At 50.0% G+C, this 13,421-nt stretch carries 21 protein-coding genes; 5 read left to right on the top strand and 16 right to left on the bottom strand.

Annotation, left to right across the window (positions count from 1 at the left end):
* Positions 1 to 71 precede the first annotated feature (71 nt).
* Both ACKFKF_RS24090 and clpP read left to right on the top strand, forming a co-directional pair.
* Positions 72 to 419, top strand: a complete 348-nt coding sequence (locus tag ACKFKF_RS24090) for an SRPBCC domain-containing protein (RefSeq protein WP_446870011.1) — start codon at positions 72 to 74, stop codon at positions 417 to 419.
* A 39-nt stretch (positions 420 to 458) separates the two neighbouring features.
* Positions 459 to 1,070 carry an ATP-dependent Clp endopeptidase proteolytic subunit ClpP gene (clpP, locus tag ACKFKF_RS24085; RefSeq protein WP_446870010.1) on the top strand — a complete coding sequence of 204 codons (612 nt, stop codon included), beginning with the start codon at positions 459 to 461 and terminating at the stop codon, positions 1,068 to 1,070.
* Between the two features lie 135 nt (positions 1,071 to 1,205).
* On the opposite strand, the gene ACKFKF_RS24080 is transcribed toward clpP, so the two are convergent.
* The 14 genes from ACKFKF_RS24080 to ACKFKF_RS24015 all read right to left on the bottom strand — a co-directional run bounded on the left by ACKFKF_RS24080 (position 1,206) and on the right by ACKFKF_RS24015 (position 9,306).
* Positions 1,206 to 1,790 (bottom strand): putative glycolipid-binding domain-containing protein, encoded by a 585-nt coding sequence (locus ACKFKF_RS24080; protein ID WP_446870009.1) that lies wholly within the window; start codon positions 1,788 to 1,790, stop codon positions 1,206 to 1,208.
* Between the two features lie 21 nt (positions 1,791 to 1,811).
* Positions 1,812 to 2,210 (bottom strand): cupin domain-containing protein, encoded by a 399-nt coding sequence (locus ACKFKF_RS24075; protein WP_446870008.1) that lies wholly within the window; start codon positions 2,208 to 2,210, stop codon positions 1,812 to 1,814.
* A 23-nt stretch (positions 2,211 to 2,233) separates the two neighbouring features.
* Entirely contained in the window at positions 2,234 to 2,746 is a 513-nt protein-coding gene (locus ACKFKF_RS24070; protein WP_446870007.1) for a DUF1579 domain-containing protein, read from the bottom strand.
* An 85-nt stretch (positions 2,747 to 2,831) separates the two neighbouring features.
* On the bottom strand, positions 2,832 to 3,242 hold the full coding sequence (locus ACKFKF_RS24065) for a VOC family protein (protein WP_446870006.1): 411 nt from the start codon (positions 3,240 to 3,242) through the stop codon (positions 2,832 to 2,834).
* A 15-nt stretch (positions 3,243 to 3,257) separates the two neighbouring features.
* The gene (locus tag ACKFKF_RS24060) at positions 3,258 to 3,728 is read right to left on the bottom strand and encodes an SRPBCC domain-containing protein (protein WP_446870005.1); all 471 of its coding nucleotides are present in this window, start codon (positions 3,726 to 3,728) and stop codon (positions 3,258 to 3,260) included.
* A 37-nt stretch (positions 3,729 to 3,765) separates the two neighbouring features.
* On the bottom strand, positions 3,766 to 4,173 hold the full coding sequence (locus tag ACKFKF_RS24055; protein WP_446870004.1) for a VOC family protein: 408 nt from the start codon (positions 4,171 to 4,173) through the stop codon (positions 3,766 to 3,768).
* Between the two features lie 41 nt (positions 4,174 to 4,214).
* Positions 4,215 to 4,883: a glutathione S-transferase family protein gene (locus ACKFKF_RS24050; protein ID WP_446870003.1), complete on the bottom strand. Its 669-nt coding sequence runs from the start codon at positions 4,881 to 4,883 to the stop codon at positions 4,215 to 4,217.
* Positions 4,884 to 5,074: 191 nt separating this feature from the next.
* Positions 5,075 to 5,479 carry a GNAT family N-acetyltransferase gene (locus ACKFKF_RS24045; protein WP_446870002.1) on the bottom strand — a complete coding sequence of 135 codons (405 nt, stop codon included), beginning with the start codon at positions 5,477 to 5,479 and terminating at the stop codon, positions 5,075 to 5,077.
* Positions 5,434 to 5,583 (bottom strand): hypothetical protein, encoded by a 150-nt coding sequence (locus tag ACKFKF_RS24040; protein ID WP_446870001.1) that lies wholly within the window; start codon positions 5,581 to 5,583, stop codon positions 5,434 to 5,436. The genes ACKFKF_RS24045 and ACKFKF_RS24040 overlap by 46 nt, the downstream gene beginning before the upstream one ends.
* Before the next feature lie 249 nt (positions 5,584 to 5,832).
* The gene (locus tag ACKFKF_RS24035) at positions 5,833 to 6,186 is read right to left on the bottom strand and encodes an ArsR/SmtB family transcription factor (protein ID WP_446870000.1); all 354 of its coding nucleotides are present in this window, start codon (positions 6,184 to 6,186) and stop codon (positions 5,833 to 5,835) included.
* Between the two features lie 149 nt (positions 6,187 to 6,335).
* Positions 6,336 to 6,719 carry a GFA family protein gene (locus ACKFKF_RS24030; RefSeq protein WP_446869999.1) on the bottom strand — a complete coding sequence of 128 codons (384 nt, stop codon included), beginning with the start codon at positions 6,717 to 6,719 and terminating at the stop codon, positions 6,336 to 6,338.
* Positions 6,703 to 6,975, bottom strand: a complete 273-nt coding sequence (locus tag ACKFKF_RS24025) for a glutathione binding-like protein (protein ID WP_446869998.1) — start codon at positions 6,973 to 6,975, stop codon at positions 6,703 to 6,705. The genes ACKFKF_RS24030 and ACKFKF_RS24025 overlap by 17 nt, the downstream gene beginning before the upstream one ends.
* Positions 6,976 to 7,528: 553 nt before the next feature.
* On the bottom strand, positions 7,529 to 8,395 hold the full coding sequence (locus ACKFKF_RS24020) for an SDR family oxidoreductase (protein ID WP_446869997.1): 867 nt from the start codon (positions 8,393 to 8,395) through the stop codon (positions 7,529 to 7,531).
* Positions 8,396 to 8,409: 14 nt separating this feature from the next.
* The gene (locus ACKFKF_RS24015; protein WP_446869996.1) at positions 8,410 to 9,306 is read right to left on the bottom strand and encodes an NmrA/HSCARG family protein; all 897 of its coding nucleotides are present in this window, start codon (positions 9,304 to 9,306) and stop codon (positions 8,410 to 8,412) included.
* Between the two features lie 360 nt (positions 9,307 to 9,666).
* Between ACKFKF_RS24015 and ACKFKF_RS24010 the strand changes: the two genes are divergently transcribed.
* Complete coding sequence (locus ACKFKF_RS24010) at positions 9,667 to 9,930, top strand: hypothetical protein (protein WP_446869995.1); 264 nt, start codon at positions 9,667 to 9,669, stop codon at positions 9,928 to 9,930.
* Here the strand turns inward: ACKFKF_RS24010 and ACKFKF_RS24005 are convergent.
* Positions 9,908 to 10,195: a hypothetical protein gene (locus ACKFKF_RS24005; protein ID WP_446869994.1), complete on the bottom strand. Its 288-nt coding sequence runs from the start codon at positions 10,193 to 10,195 to the stop codon at positions 9,908 to 9,910. The two genes, ACKFKF_RS24010 and ACKFKF_RS24005, sit on opposite strands and share 23 nt — an antisense overlap.
* 254 nt (positions 10,196 to 10,449) lie before the next feature.
* On the opposite strand from ACKFKF_RS24005, the gene ilvD reads away from it, so the two are divergent.
* Positions 10,450 to 12,294 carry a dihydroxy-acid dehydratase gene (gene ilvD / locus ACKFKF_RS24000; RefSeq protein ID WP_446869993.1) on the top strand — a complete coding sequence of 615 codons (1,845 nt, stop codon included), beginning with the start codon at positions 10,450 to 10,452 and terminating at the stop codon, positions 12,292 to 12,294.
* Here the strand turns inward: ilvD and ACKFKF_RS23995 are convergent.
* The gene (locus tag ACKFKF_RS23995; protein ID WP_446869992.1) at positions 12,258 to 12,746 is read right to left on the bottom strand and encodes an EamA family transporter; all 489 of its coding nucleotides are present in this window, start codon (positions 12,744 to 12,746) and stop codon (positions 12,258 to 12,260) included. The two genes, ilvD and ACKFKF_RS23995, sit on opposite strands and share 37 nt — an antisense overlap.
* Between ACKFKF_RS23995 and ACKFKF_RS23990 the strand changes: the two genes are divergently transcribed.
* Complete coding sequence (locus ACKFKF_RS23990) at positions 12,689 to 13,312, top strand: hypothetical protein (protein WP_446870013.1); 624 nt, start codon at positions 12,689 to 12,691, stop codon at positions 13,310 to 13,312. The two genes, ACKFKF_RS23995 and ACKFKF_RS23990, sit on opposite strands and share 58 nt — an antisense overlap.
* The last annotated feature ends 109 nt before the right edge of the window (positions 13,313 to 13,421 follow it).

The raw sequence follows: 13,421 nt of genomic DNA, 5'->3' as shown, positions 1-13,421 counted from the left end.
AATTTACTGTCCTCTCTTGCATTCCGGCTTCCTAGTTTTGTCAGTCAAGCAGCTCCTTCACTCAGCAGTATTTGGGCGAGGAGCAACTTCAGTCGGATTGGCAAGCGGGGTCGCCTGTTGAGCAAGTCAACTCAGAGGGTGAATTAGAACGTAAAGGGGAAGTGTTGCGATCGCACCCCCCGCACGAACTTTGCTACACCTTCCAGTTTTTCGATCACACTCAGCCATCCCGTGTTCGCTTCTTGCTAGAGCCGTCTGGAACTCAAGTCAAACTCACCGTCATTCATGATCGACTGGAGGCGCAAAGCTATCTCAACGTCAGCCGCAGAGGAACGATGTGCTTGTCTACTCTTAAGTACTTACTGGAACTCAAACTTGCGATTGGCGCAGAGCGCAACTCCGAAAGAATCGCAGCTTAAACAACGGTCCTGATCTACTTCATTCAAGGAACTCCCATTATGACTCCGACTGTAATTGAACAATCGGGTCGAGGCGAGCGTGCCTTTGACCTATACTCTCGATTGCTGCGAGAGCGGATTATTTTTCTAGCAGAACCCGTCATGCCCGAAATGGCAAACCGAATCGTCGCGCAGCTGCTGTTTCTCGAAGCCGAAGATCCTGATAAAGATATCTACCTCTACATCAATTCTCCTGGTGGTTCTGTGTACGATGGACTGGGGATTTATGACACGATGAACCACATTCGTCCTGATGTTTGTACGATTTGCTATGGCTTTGCCGCGAGTATGGGCACGTTTTTGTTGGGGGCAGGTGCGAAAGGCAAACGCAGCAGTTTACCCAGTTCGCGGATTATGATTCACCAGCCTTCTGGAGGCGCGCAGGGGCAAGCCGTGGATATCGAGATTCAAGCGAAGGAAATTCTCTATCTCAAAAACCAGATCAATCAGCGGATGGCAGACTATACCGGACAGTCGCTGGAGCAGATTGAGCAAGATACCGAGCGCGATTTCTTTATGTCGGCTCAAGCGGCAGTCGCCTATGGCTTGATTGACAAGGTAATCGAGCGCCCGATGCTCCAGGTATCTGCTGAACTGGTGGCAGCCAGATAAATTGTGCGCTCCCCTGATTCAGCATAGTTTTAGGGAACATAACCACTGTTTGCAGGCATGACAGCCAGGGTTAGCCTTCATCGTTCTATCTCCCAAAGCAATGGATAACGAGTAATTGCGCCATTGCGTTAGCCTTCATCGTTCTATCTCCCAAAGCGATGGATAACGAGTAATTGCGCCATTGCGATCGACCTCTAGAACATCTGCATAGCCTACATCTGGCGCTGTATATTCGTATTGATAGTCTGATAGTCGATGGTATTGCTGCTCAAGTTGCTTCAGCGTAAAGTCTGGAAAATCTAACCAGGCGGCGGGTGCTTGCGATCGCGCTCCAATCTCTAGCGACAACCGACGAATGGCAATCAAATTTGTGGCTGGTGTAAAGCCCAGATCCAGGTCAATGCAGCCTGTGGTTTCCGCCACCACCAAGCCATTGATGCTCCAATGCTCAATTCCGGCAGAAGCGGTGGCTTGCCTGTGCGGAGCAGATATCGTGAGAGCAACGGCTGATTTGCCTACATGACCTGAGACGCTGGCGGTGGAAGTTTGCCAATTGATATCGGTATTCACTTCGTAGGAGAGACAGCATGGCATCTGATTGAACAGAAAAATGGTTGTACCAGACAATTGCCAGCCATTGGTAGATTGCCAAAGTTGGCAACCATCGTGTCCAGGAAGATCCAATCTACGCCAGAGAATTATATGGTTAGGAGAACTCATTCAACACTCCAGGATTGATTGTTACAGAGAACGGCACTGTGTTCCCTCTCCTGGTGTAACAAATAACAGAGAACTGGGCGAACGAACTCTGGCAGTATGCCAAATGCCACGCGGCACCAGCACATAATCACCTGGGTCGTTGAGGGATACCAAACTTTCAACTCCATTTTGCTCCAAAATAAAATCAGCCTGACCAGAGAGCAAGCAGACAAACTCATCTCCCGCTGGATGCATTTCCCAGCTATCCCAGTTCTTGTCAAAGGTATAGTGTGAGATCAATCGCTTTCCCTTGAAGTCACCAAATTGGTGTTCTAGATCTTGGTAGAAGCGATCGCTCACATCAATCGGTGTTGCTTCACCACTGTCTTCTAGCACAACAAACGTGGAAGTGATGTTGGATGGAGAAATTTTATGAGTCATTGGGTTGCTCCAGCGTCATTAAATTAGTGCGATCGCCGCCGATAATTCACTATCATGAACTGTTGCCATTGCCCATCATCGCCCAACACAGAAGAAGTCATGACTCGATGATCGTCACTTTTGAACTCGATCTCGTCCCTGTATCTTGCCGTTCCTTCACCCGACATCGCAGGTCCTTCAGAATCAAGGGTCAGCGTCTTTCCTGCCGCATCCAATTTGCCATCTTCATACAACCAGAGATACGTCATCATTGAGCCAACCCAGGTGCCGACATAGCGTTGTTTTTGCGGATCATAACCAAGGGTCATCAGGGTCGTTGCCGCTCCACCACAAGGCATTTCGCCCTGCCCTTCTGCCAGAACCCAGATATCACCTAGAGATCTCACCGTCTCAGTTCCTACTGCTTTCTCTGCGGGTTGATCTGCCCCCATTGAGGCTTCGGTTTCATAAGTCCATTCACCAACCAGCTTTTGCAGCCACTGGTGCTCTTTTTGCGATTTCGCCTGCATGGTTGATTCTTGTTGTGTTGCTTCCATTTACTTTTCTCCTTATGTGTTTGTGAGTTCTACTAGATAGTGATCGATGAGGGTTGCCAAAGAGCCAATTGTTAGCTTAAAAGCATCAAGACACTGGATCACAGTTAATCATCCAGGGAGTGCCAAACTGATCGATGAACATGGCAAAACGACTCGCCCAAAAGGTTTCCTGAAGCGGCATTCGGATGGTTCCGCTTTCTGATAGAGCGTGGTAGATACGTTCGGCTTCGGATGGTTCTTTGAAGTGGAGTGACACATAAAAGCCTTGGGGAGTTTCAAACATATCCGGCAGACCATCAGCACCCATTAATTCTTGATCACCCATTATCAGGTGGGTATGCATGATTTTCTGCTGCAATTCTGGGGAGGTCTGCTCTGCCATCGGCGACTCTCCATAGGTCATCATTGCCGTGATCTTGCCACCCAGACACTTCTCGTAGAACTTAAACGCCGTCTCACATTGTCCGTTGAAAAACAGGTAGGGATTCAAGTGCATGGTGTTCTCCTTTGATTAATGATTTGATAGATAGACTTCTAAGCGATCGAAACATTCAGTCCAACCAGATCGATGCGAATCACGCGATTCAGGAGATTCAAAGATGGACTGATGGAACGTCATCAACGTTTGATTGTTTTGCTCTACAAACGTCACAGTCACTAGGGTTTCATGTTTTGGCTGGCTGTTTTCGTCTTCCCAGGCAAAGGTAAAAACTAGTCGCTCAGGTGCAATAACTTCGCGGTAAATTCCCTGCATCCAGTGATCGTTACCGTCCGGAGAGCGAATACAGGCTCGATAGATGCCACCGACTTTTACATTCATCTGACAGGCGATGGTTGTGAAATCTTTCGGGCCCAGCCATTGAGAAAAATCTGCTGGTTGAGTCCAAACCTGAAATACCAGACTCCGGGGCGCATCAAATCGACGGGTGATTGTGAGTTCGCGTTCGGATGTGATGGTGGTTTGATTCTCTTTATCAACCATATTGTTTCTCCAATAAGGTACTCGACTCAATCAACACCTAATTCTGATTCACTGCACCCGGTTCCATATACATAATTTCCCAGATGTGCCCGTCTAAATCCTGAAAGCCATGCGCGTACATAAAGCCGTGATCTTGGGGTTCGTTGTAGGTTTTGCCACCCGCGGCGATCGCCTTGCTCACCATGTCGTCAACTGCTTCTCGGCTCTCAGTTGATAAGCAGGTCAGTACTTCAGTGTTTTTTGTCGCATCACAAATGGCATTCGGTGTGAAAGATTTGAATTTGTCGTGAGTCAATAGCATGACAAAAATGTCATCACTCACAATCATGCAAGTCGCGTTTTCATCCGTAAATTGGGGGTTGAAATTGAAGCCAAGTTTGGTAAAAAAGTTGATGGATTGCTTCAGGTTTTTCACAGGTAGGTTCACAAAGATTTTCTTGGACATGGTCTCTCCAATGATGGGGTTGTTGTGTGAGTCATGAATTGTTAGCCCAATTCTTCCAACTGATCGGGCGGCTTGCCAGTGAAAACCGCCAACTGAGCGTCGAAAGCACGCTTGAAAGCCGGCCTCGCTTCACCACGAGCGACATAGGCGCAGAGGTTCGGATATTCCTTAATCAAACTCGATCCGTTCAGCCTGCGCAGCACCTGCACCATCAGGAGGTCGCCAGCACTGAACGCATCGTCGAGCCAGTCGCTGTCCCCAAGCCGATTAGACAACTCCGCCAAGCGGCTACGGATGCGATCCTCGACAAGAGGTTGCCGCTGCTCATACCAGCTCTGGTCGCGCTCCAGGTACTCAGCGACTTCGCTCTGAACGATCACAGGCTCCACTGTGCTGAGCGCGGCGAACATCCACATGATTGCGCGTGCACGGGCATTGGCATCTTGGGGCAGGAGTCCCACATGGCACTCGGCGATATGGAACACGATCGCCCCCGACTCGAACAAGGCAAGATCGCCTTCTTCATAGGTCGGAATCTGCCCGAACGGATGAAGCGCACGATGCGCGGCTTCCTTCATCGCACTGAACGACACAAGCCGAACCTCATAAGGCTGACCCACTTCTTCAAGCGCCCAGCGCACGGGCATATCACGCGCTAACCCCTGACCGCGATCGGGCGACTGTTCAAATGCAGTAATGGTAGGGATCATTGAAAGACTCCAGGTGATTGCAAACTCGCCTTCAAGCTTTGTCGTAGTGCGATGCCTAACGATTCGTTTGAGCGGCGACCACCAAACTAAGTAGTAAAAGAATTGGTTGTGAACGTCCGCTCCAGTCGAGGTGTAAGGACAGATAGCCTTTGACAATCGCTTCAGTGGTCGATCTTATCCGATCTTCAACTTCAGAATTGATTGGTGTCGTATTTGTTCACTGCATCCTCAAATTCTTTTGGGGCAGGAGTAATTCTAAGTTTCCGAAAATACTCCTTTGGCATAAATTTCTCCAGAATTGGCAGACATTCATCCAAATCGTTTTTTCTGATGCCAAAATCATCACCTGAAAGTAACGAAAATCCAAAGTCCGAGTAAAGCTTGATTGCCCGAAAACTCGATGGTTGTGTGTGAAGATAAACAGGATAATCACGCCTTTCCAATTTCTGCATGACGATTGAAAGCAAAGCTCTACCAATGCCTTGCCCTTCATACTCTTTCAAGACTTTGAACCATTGAATCGTATTGAATTCGTCGTATGCCTTCCAACTTAAGCAAGTGGCGATCGGTTTATCTTGCCGATCGCAGACAAACAAAGTTTTGGCAAAAAGAGTTCTTCTTTTCCGCCATAAGTCGTGGTGAAATAATCGGACATAAACCCCTCATATCCTTTTGCCAGATCAGCATCATCAAAAGGCATCGTTTTCCATATACCTAGCTCATCAAGTCTGCAATTTCTGATGAAATAACTAGCAGGTAATTCGGTAAGAGCATTGTGATTCAATACCTCGCACATCATAAAAATATTTGTATCGGGTATTTCTTCCTCTTTCATTGCCGGGCGATTCAGTGAGAGATTAGGATTGATAGATGGCTGACATGTTCTATGGTTGCTGGAATTTCACGAGATGTACGGAATGGAGTCATCGGCTTCTCCGTTGCAGTATTTTTAACAAGTCCTGGAGATTTTCGTTTTCTCCTCTGCCTGTAATTCCTGGAGATACTCATCCAGGCGATCAAAACTCTGGTCCCAAAATTGGCGATAGTGATCTAACCAGTCCGCTACATCCTTCAGTGGTTCCGGATGAAACTGGCAGGGTCGCCATTGTGCCTCGCGGGTGCGGGTGATTAATTGGGCACGTTCCAGCACTTTGAGATGCTTGGAAATGGCGGGTAGACTCATCTCAAACGGTTCGGCAAGTTCCGTAACGGTGGCTTCTCCCTGAGCAAGTTGCGCCAGAATAGCTCGACGGGTCGGATCGGCAAGGGCAGCAAGGGTGATGCTCAAAGAATCTGTGGACATTCAGCTAATTTAACCGCGCAGTTAATTAACTACTAGGCTAAATGTACTACTCGGATCTGTCAAGGGCGATCGCTTAAACTTTTGTATCGCGCTCTCCCAAGTGTTCATCTCGGTCACCTCGTAACGCGCCGTTGCACCGTTTGTGCCGCCTACTCCTCAAAGCGACCCGTGGCATCACGATCTCGCTCGTATCGTCTCGTGAGCGGAAACGGCGGCAACCAGGACTCGCGACGGACGATCCAGCTTTCGTAAGTTGGCATCAGTTGGTCAGGAGCATCCAGGGTGCCTAGATTCACTTCGATTTCGTCTGCGGTGCGTGCGAAAATGGACGAGCCGCACTGGGGACAGAAAAACCGCCCGGCGTAGTCGCGTGTTTCGCTCTCGATCATTACCGCATCTCGAGGGAACACCGCAGAAGCGTGGAAAAGTGCCCCATGATGCTCGCGGCAGTCGAGACAGTGACAAAGCCCGAATTGTCGGACGGCACTTCGCTTGCATCGAATGGTCGGGTGTTGCTTAGTCTGCCGCAGCAAAATGTGCCATCTGGTCGGCGTGTGCCTTCACGAAGGCCGGTCGAGCCGTGGCGCGCGCAACATAATCACGACAGGCGGGATAGGCTGCCAGCCCGTCGAACCGATCGACAAGGCGCAGCACATCTGCCATGAGAATGTCGGCGACGGAAAAGGTTCCGACCAACCATTTGCGTCCTGCCAACACCGTCTCCATATGCGGCAACCGCGACTTCCTGATGAAGTCGCGGTTGCCGCATCGGTGTTTCGTCGGCGTCACCGGAAAACTTGAAGAAAGACCAAGGCTGGCTGGCCGCCTCGACCGAAGCAAGCGCCGCAAACAGCCATTGTATAACTTCGCTGCGACCACTCGGATCGGCGGGCATCAGGACTTCACCACGATTACCGAGATGAAGCAAGATCGCACCACTCTCGAAGATCGAGATGTCTCCATCAGTCAACCACGGCACTTGTCCGAAGGGTTGGTGCGAAAATGCTCGGCATCCCGATCACGAAATGGCACGCTATCGACGCGATAGGGCAACCCAGCCTCTTCTAGTGCCCAACGCACACGGATGTCACGCACATAGCCTCGCGGGGTTTTGGGAACCCAATCGAAAGTGGTGAGAATCAGATCGGTCATTCAGTGTCCCCTTACTCTTGAGCAATTATAGGCTGTGCCGTCCAACGACCAAGAGAAGCGGTGGTAAGCAACCCTGGTAACCCACCAAGATCTCTCTTTCGTCCGCTTTATCGACTTATTTATGTTGCGTCACGGCATATCGACTAGAGATGACCCTCTTTTAGAAATTCTGAACGCTCAATCAGCGAAGTCATGCAACCGCTTTATGCCTTGCAAGCTCTTGGATGTATTGTTGCAGTGTGCGCGGTTCCCGTCCGAGAATCGCTTGCAGCACCAGCGCATTGCCACCAGGAAACCCATGCTGATCGTAGTCGGCATACATCGTTCTCATGCCTTCACGCATGGAACCTGCCGGAATGTGTGTTGCCTGCGCCCACTCATCAAACGGGGATTCACTCGCCTCAATGGGATATCCAATCGCCTCACTCATAATCCTTGCCAGTTCTACTCGATCGACCATACCAGGCGCACATAGCTCGAACGTGCCATAGTCTAACCGATCTCCTGTCAGAGCCAGTGCCGCCACCTCTGCGACATCGCGGTAGTCTACATAGGATGCCTTCACGTGCTTAGAGTAGGGCAGGGAGAAGCGACGATGCTCCAGCACAGTATTCCAACCGTTGTCGAAATTCTGCATAAACATCGTCGGTTGCAGCACCGTGAACTCCATGCCGGACTCATACAACGCTTCCTCAACCGGACGCTTCGCCGCATGGTTACTCAGCTTGGAGATCGATGGATGAATGACACTGGAGAAAACAAACTTGCGAACACCAGCAGCTTTAGCAGCTTCAACCATCGCCACACCCAGTTCCGCCTCATTGGATGCGAAGGCAGGATTGATATGGAACACACCTTCAACTCCAGCAGCAGCGGCGCGAAGACTATCTGAATCGTTTAGGTCTGCGATCGCTATCTCATCCGCGCCCTGCTGTCGCGCTGCATCTACTTTCTCTTGGTGTCGCACCATTGCTCGAATCACAACACCGCGCTGCTTCAGTTCAGGAACAACGTGATTAGCGTATTTTCCGGTTGCTCCCACCATCAATACTTTCATCGTTATCTCCTGTTCTATGCACCTTTTGACTCAGCCCCAGACGCACTTTTGGCTGGTGTTACCCAATTGTGGTCACGCAAATAGGATTCAAAATCAGTCGGTTCAGTAAAATCACGTTCTAATTGCGCCAAGTCTGCTGCGTAGCCAACGTTCTCAAACCAGCGGTACATAATAGTCACTTCCTTCCCGCTTTGTTGCTCAAACGCTTCAAACGGAATTTGTTGGTATTTGACAGGTTTGCCCAAAACTCGGCTGAATGCAGCAGCAACTTCTGTCATGGTCATGTCCACACTGGCGACTTCCTGTTCGCGGTTCAAGAAGTCTGTGGGACGCTCGAATACCTCAGCGACCATTTCCCCATAATCCTCTTCAGAGAGCTGCTGCAATTTTGTGTCTGGACTGAGCGATTGGGAAAGCGTTCCCGCTTCGACCATTGGGCGCATCGAGCCGTAATTGTAAAAGAAGAAAACCGGACGCAAAATTGTGTAGGGCAAACCGCTGGCTCGGATATATTCTTCGACTTGAAACTTGCTGTCAAAATGTGGAATGCCCGTGTTGCGTTCTGCGCTACCTACCGAACTGTAGACAAAATGCTGAATGCCCGCTGCTTTCGCTGCGTCTGCGACAACTTTACCCTGACGGATTTCGGCTTCTAATCCATCTTGGAAAGTTTGCACTGAAAAAACGCCGAAGACACCTTGCATAGTACTATCGAGTGACGTGCGATCGTTGAGATCTCCTTCGACAAGTTCTGCACCCGCTTGTTTGAGTGACTGAGCATTTGGCTTATTTTGGTCACGCACAAAAGCACGAACTGTGAATTTGCCGCGCTGTAAAAGATGACGTGCGATCGCCCCTCCCTGATTGCCGGTCGCGCCAGTAACCAGAATTACTTTTCTTAAGCTTTCCATTTTTATCTGATTGACCTTTTGATATCACTTCAAAGGTACGACTAAACCCTAGCGTTAAGGATAAAGTCACACCCTCTACCCTTTGGTAGGTTCAAAGGTCGAATCTATGGGCTTTCAATCAGCAATTCATTGTGTACAGTAGTCTAACTCGTATTTATTAACCTGGTAATAATTAAGGCTACATTTGTTCAAGCAGCATAAGCAATGAATGGATGCTTGAAATACTTGACGATTCGGGTCGGCAACTTCTGAAGTTTGAATAGATGCGATCGCAACCGCTGTTTCAACTGACTCAAATTGCGGTCGGTGGCTTGGCATGCACCCCTTGCTTAACATCACAATTGAGAGACTCGGCTGGATTTGACTGGGGCGAGTACGGCGGCAAGCAGTACAACTCGATCTGGTCTCGATGCTGCAAAAGCCACTGTCAGACTGCATCAGAACGATGCACCGGAGGCGGTCTACAATCCGCATCAACTTGCGCTCTCGTTTGGCAATCAAGCGCTCAAGAAACGTGATGAACACTTGAGTCGTCAGTTTTTGGATGTAGAGCATGAAACGTACCTTCAGCAGCAGACAATAAGCGGGGAACTCGACAGCATCAATCTAAAGAGCGCTTTGTGACGAGTGCCCTAGCAACAAAGGTAACCTGCACCACAGCCACGCCCAAAACTGCGCTGCCTAAGGCAACTCCAACCTGAAATTTACCCAAGTCAGTGAAGCGCTCCGTCTCCATGGAAACTGGGGGTTTGGAAAGATTAAACTTGAATGAAGCCGCATCGCGATCGACGAGAAAACTCAGAGGTAGGCTGACAACATAACCTGCTAGGGCGAAGCCCAGCGCGGTCGGAATAGTAAGCTTCAGATTTTGCAGCAGTGTGAATGGCATAGCAAACAAGGGGCGATCGTGCTTTTGTAAATCTTAATTTAAATCTTATTTGACTGGATTCTAGTCAGTCACGTTCCCTGAAGCAATGCGACCTGGAGGTGCTTTGCTGCCTCGACCACCGCTTGAAAACTGCCTAACTCAACTAGAGTAAGAAAACACAGCGCTGAATGTTAGAACTCATTATTTCCGATAAAGTTTAATGATTTCCAATAAGATCTAGACTATTCAAATCCCTTAGACGAATCAGGTGCGCGATGACGACCTATCGATCCAAAACCTCCACCCAGGGACGCAATATGGCGGGTGCCCGCGCCCTCTGGCGTGCGACTGGAATGCAAACCGAAGATTTCGAGAAGCCCATCATTGCGGTTGCCAACTCCTTTACCCAGTTTGTTCCCGGTCACGTTCACCTCAAGGATCTAGGACAATTGGTGTGCCGTGAGATCGAAGCTACCGGAGGTATCGCAAAGGAATTCAACACGATCGCCGTGGACGATGGGATTGCGATGGGGCATGATGGGATGCTCTATAGCCTGCCTTCGCGTGAGATTATCGCCGATTCGGTCGAGTACATGGTCAATGCCCATTGTGCCGATGCCCTGGTCTGTATTTCTAACTGTGACAAGATCACTCCCGGCATGTTGATGGCAGCCCTGCGGCTCAATGTTCCCACCGTCTTCGTTTCTGGCGGTCCGATGGAAGCGGGCAAGACGAAGCTCTCGGAGCATAAATTAGATTTAGTGGATGCAATGGTTGCTGCTGCAAATGACAGCATCAGCGACGAGGTGGTTGAAGAATATGAGCGGTCTGCCTGTCCAACCTGTGGCTCCTGCTCTGGTATGTTCACTGCCAACTCGATGAACTGTCTGACTGAGGCGATCGGGCTTGCTCTACCCGGTAACGGGACTGTGCTAGCAACTCATTTCGATCGCAAAGATCTGTTTCTCAACGCCGCACGCACGATTGTCAACATCACTCGTCGCTACTACGAGCAGGATGATGCCTCGGTACTGCCCCGCTCGATCGCGAGTTTTAAGGCGTTTGAAAATGCCATGATGCTCGACATCGCCATGGGTGGATCGACCAACACCATTCTGCATCTGCTGGCGGCGGCTCACGAAGCTGAAATTGATTTCACCTTGAGCGACATCGATCGCCTCTCACGGCAGGTTCCCCAACTCTGCAAGGTGGCACCAAACACTCAGAAGTATCACATTGAGGATGTTCATCGAGCAGGCGGCATTCCTGGCATTTTGGGTGAACTCGATCGGGCTGGATTGCTGCATACGGATCTACCCACCGTTCACAGTCCGACGTTGAAAGCATCCCTCGATCGCTGGGATGTGATCCGTACCGACGATGAAGCCGTTCAAACCTTTTTCAAGGCGGGGCCGGCGGGGATTCCTACTCAGGAAGCGTTTAGTCAATCCACTCGCTGGGACTCACTGGATCGCGATCGAGAAAATGGATGTATCCGCAACATCGAACATGCCTACAGTACTGAGGGCGGATTAGCTGTGCTTTACGGCAACCTGGCTGAACGTGGTTGCATCATCAAGACCGCAGGTGTAGATGATAGCAATCTGGTGTTTGCTGGGAAAGCCCTCATTTATGAAAGCCAGGATGCGGCGGTTAAAGGTATTCTGGGCGATGAAGTGGAAGCGGGCGATATCGTAGTCATTCGCTACGAAGGTCCGCGTGGAGGTCCTGGGATGCAGGAAATGCTCTATCCCACCAGCTACCTGAAATCGAAGGGTCTAGGCAAGGTGTGTGCCCTATTGACAGATGGACGATTCTCCGGTGGAACTTCGGGACTCTCAATTGGTCATGTTTCCCCAGAGGCGGCAGCAGGCGGCACCATTGCGCTGGTTCAGGACGGCGATCTCATCTTAATCGACATTCCCAATCGCAGTATCCAAGTGGATTTATCAACAGAGGAATTAGCCGATCGTCGAGTGGCAATGGCAGCGAAAGGTAAAGATTCCTGGAAGCCTGCACAGCCTCGGCAGAGACGGGTGAGCGCGGCGCTCAAGGCGTATGCACTGCTGGCGACGAGCGCAGATCAAGGTGCGGTTCGGAATGTGGAAGCGATCGAGTAGAGTAATGAGCAGACAGAAATAAGGGAATTGTGTCGCCAAAACCGGTCAAGGATTTTGGTTAGTTCTTTCAAGGCTTTGGTTGAACCGACATTTTGAATGAGCCGGAAGTAGAGGATATAGGCGACCACTATCGAAAATAGGGCAAGGGCAAAAACTGACAGGATAATGATAGCGGTAGGAGCTATCTTTGGAACTGTAAACGGTAAGGCGGGTAGCAGAAACACGGCTACGCTCAGTTGGCTCATGGTTGCAATCACCAAGGACAGAACGCCAGACAATTGCCGTTTGGCGTAGGGAGCCGCGATCACATAGAAAAGGGCTGCCATCAAGCCAGCCGCGATCGCTCTGTGACGCGCTAGAGCAAACCCTATCTGACCAGTCTCTGGCAGAACAGTTGACCGTCGCAGGAGATGTGTTGGTGCAGATCTCAGAGGTCCATGCCGCGCGGGCAAATCTCTTGATTTCCGGGTGGGAGCGTCGGCATAACCCGGCTGAGCTGGTGGTAAATCTAGAGAACTGTGTCGATCTGTTCGTCCAATCTTTGACACTGGATGTATCAGAGCTGTTTGAAGAACCAGAGCCAATTCAGTACCCTGCCAACCGCAAGCAGAAATCATCCCTTCAGGAAGAGGGTTCAGTCGTCGGGGAAGTCGATAAGAATACGTTATTGAATTGGGTCGATCAAGTGGCAGCAGATCAAGCACTCAATGAAGCTCAGATGGCGGAGCAAATTCGAGATCTGGCACCTGGGGAGAATGTTGAAGAGTGGTCGAGGGCGATCGCTCAATATCTTCTGCATTTCCGCTCAAATATCCGTCTACCTGATTTGCAGCAAGCACTGAAGGTGCCAGTAGTAGAATTGTGGCTCGGTTTATTGATGGGAGGATACTCTTTTGAGCAACAGGGCGAATTTTATAACAGCCAGAATCTCTGGATTATTAATAGGGACAGTGCAACATCAGGTGCTTCAAAGTTATTACCCCGGCAATCAAATAGAATGCAAACCCCCTCACCCTAAATCCCTCTCCCATTTTGGGAGAGGGACTTCCAACCCGGCTCCTCTTCTCCCTTTTTGGGAGAAGGGGCTGGGGGATGAGGGCTGTTCGGGATGCATTCTTTTAAGTTGC

The sequence above is a fragment of the Phormidesmis sp. 146-12 genome (genome assembly GCF_052939495.1).
Note: the sequence above shows the minus strand (reverse complement) of the source record. Positions and strands in the feature narration are given on the sequence as shown.

Excerpts from the sequence above, each read along its gene's own strand:
- ACKFKF_RS24080 (WP_446870009.1), bottom strand. The coding sequence starts at position 1,790 with ATGAGTTCTCCTAACCATATAATTCTCTGGCGTAGATTGGATCTTCCT.
- ACKFKF_RS24075 (WP_446870008.1), bottom strand. The coding sequence starts at position 2,210 with ATGACTCATAAAATTTCTCCATCCAACATCACTTCCACGTTTGTTGTG.
- ACKFKF_RS24065 (WP_446870006.1), bottom strand. The coding sequence starts at position 3,242 with ATGCACTTGAATCCCTACCTGTTTTTCAACGGACAATGTGAGACGGCG.
- ACKFKF_RS24050 (WP_446870003.1), bottom strand. The coding sequence starts at position 4,883 with ATGATCCCTACCATTACTGCATTTGAACAGTCGCCCGATCGCGGTCAG.
- ACKFKF_RS24020 (WP_446869997.1), bottom strand. The coding sequence starts at position 8,395 with ATGAAAGTATTGATGGTGGGAGCAACCGGAAAATACGCTAATCACGTT.
- ilvD (WP_446869993.1), top strand. The coding sequence starts at position 10,450 with ATGACGACCTATCGATCCAAAACCTCCACCCAGGGACGCAATATGGCG.
- ACKFKF_RS24015 (WP_446869996.1), bottom strand. The coding sequence starts at position 9,306 with ATGGAAAGCTTAAGAAAAGTAATTCTGGTTACTGGCGCGACCGGCAAT.
- ACKFKF_RS24005 (WP_446869994.1), bottom strand. The coding sequence starts at position 10,195 with ATGCCATTCACACTGCTGCAAAATCTGAAGCTTACTATTCCGACCGCG.
- ACKFKF_RS24040 (WP_446870001.1), bottom strand. The coding sequence starts at position 5,583 with ATGCCTTTTGATGATGCTGATCTGGCAAAAGGATATGAGGGGTTTATG.
- ACKFKF_RS24055 (WP_446870004.1), bottom strand. The coding sequence starts at position 4,173 with ATGTCCAAGAAAATCTTTGTGAACCTACCTGTGAAAAACCTGAAGCAA.
- ACKFKF_RS24060 (WP_446870005.1), bottom strand. The coding sequence starts at position 3,728 with ATGGTTGATAAAGAGAATCAAACCACCATCACATCCGAACGCGAACTC.
- ACKFKF_RS24070 (WP_446870007.1), bottom strand. The coding sequence starts at position 2,746 with ATGGAAGCAACACAACAAGAATCAACCATGCAGGCGAAATCGCAAAAA.
- ACKFKF_RS24035 (WP_446870000.1), bottom strand. The coding sequence starts at position 6,186 with ATGTCCACAGATTCTTTGAGCATCACCCTTGCTGCCCTTGCCGATCCG.
- clpP (WP_446870010.1), top strand. The coding sequence starts at position 459 with ATGACTCCGACTGTAATTGAACAATCGGGTCGAGGCGAGCGTGCCTTT.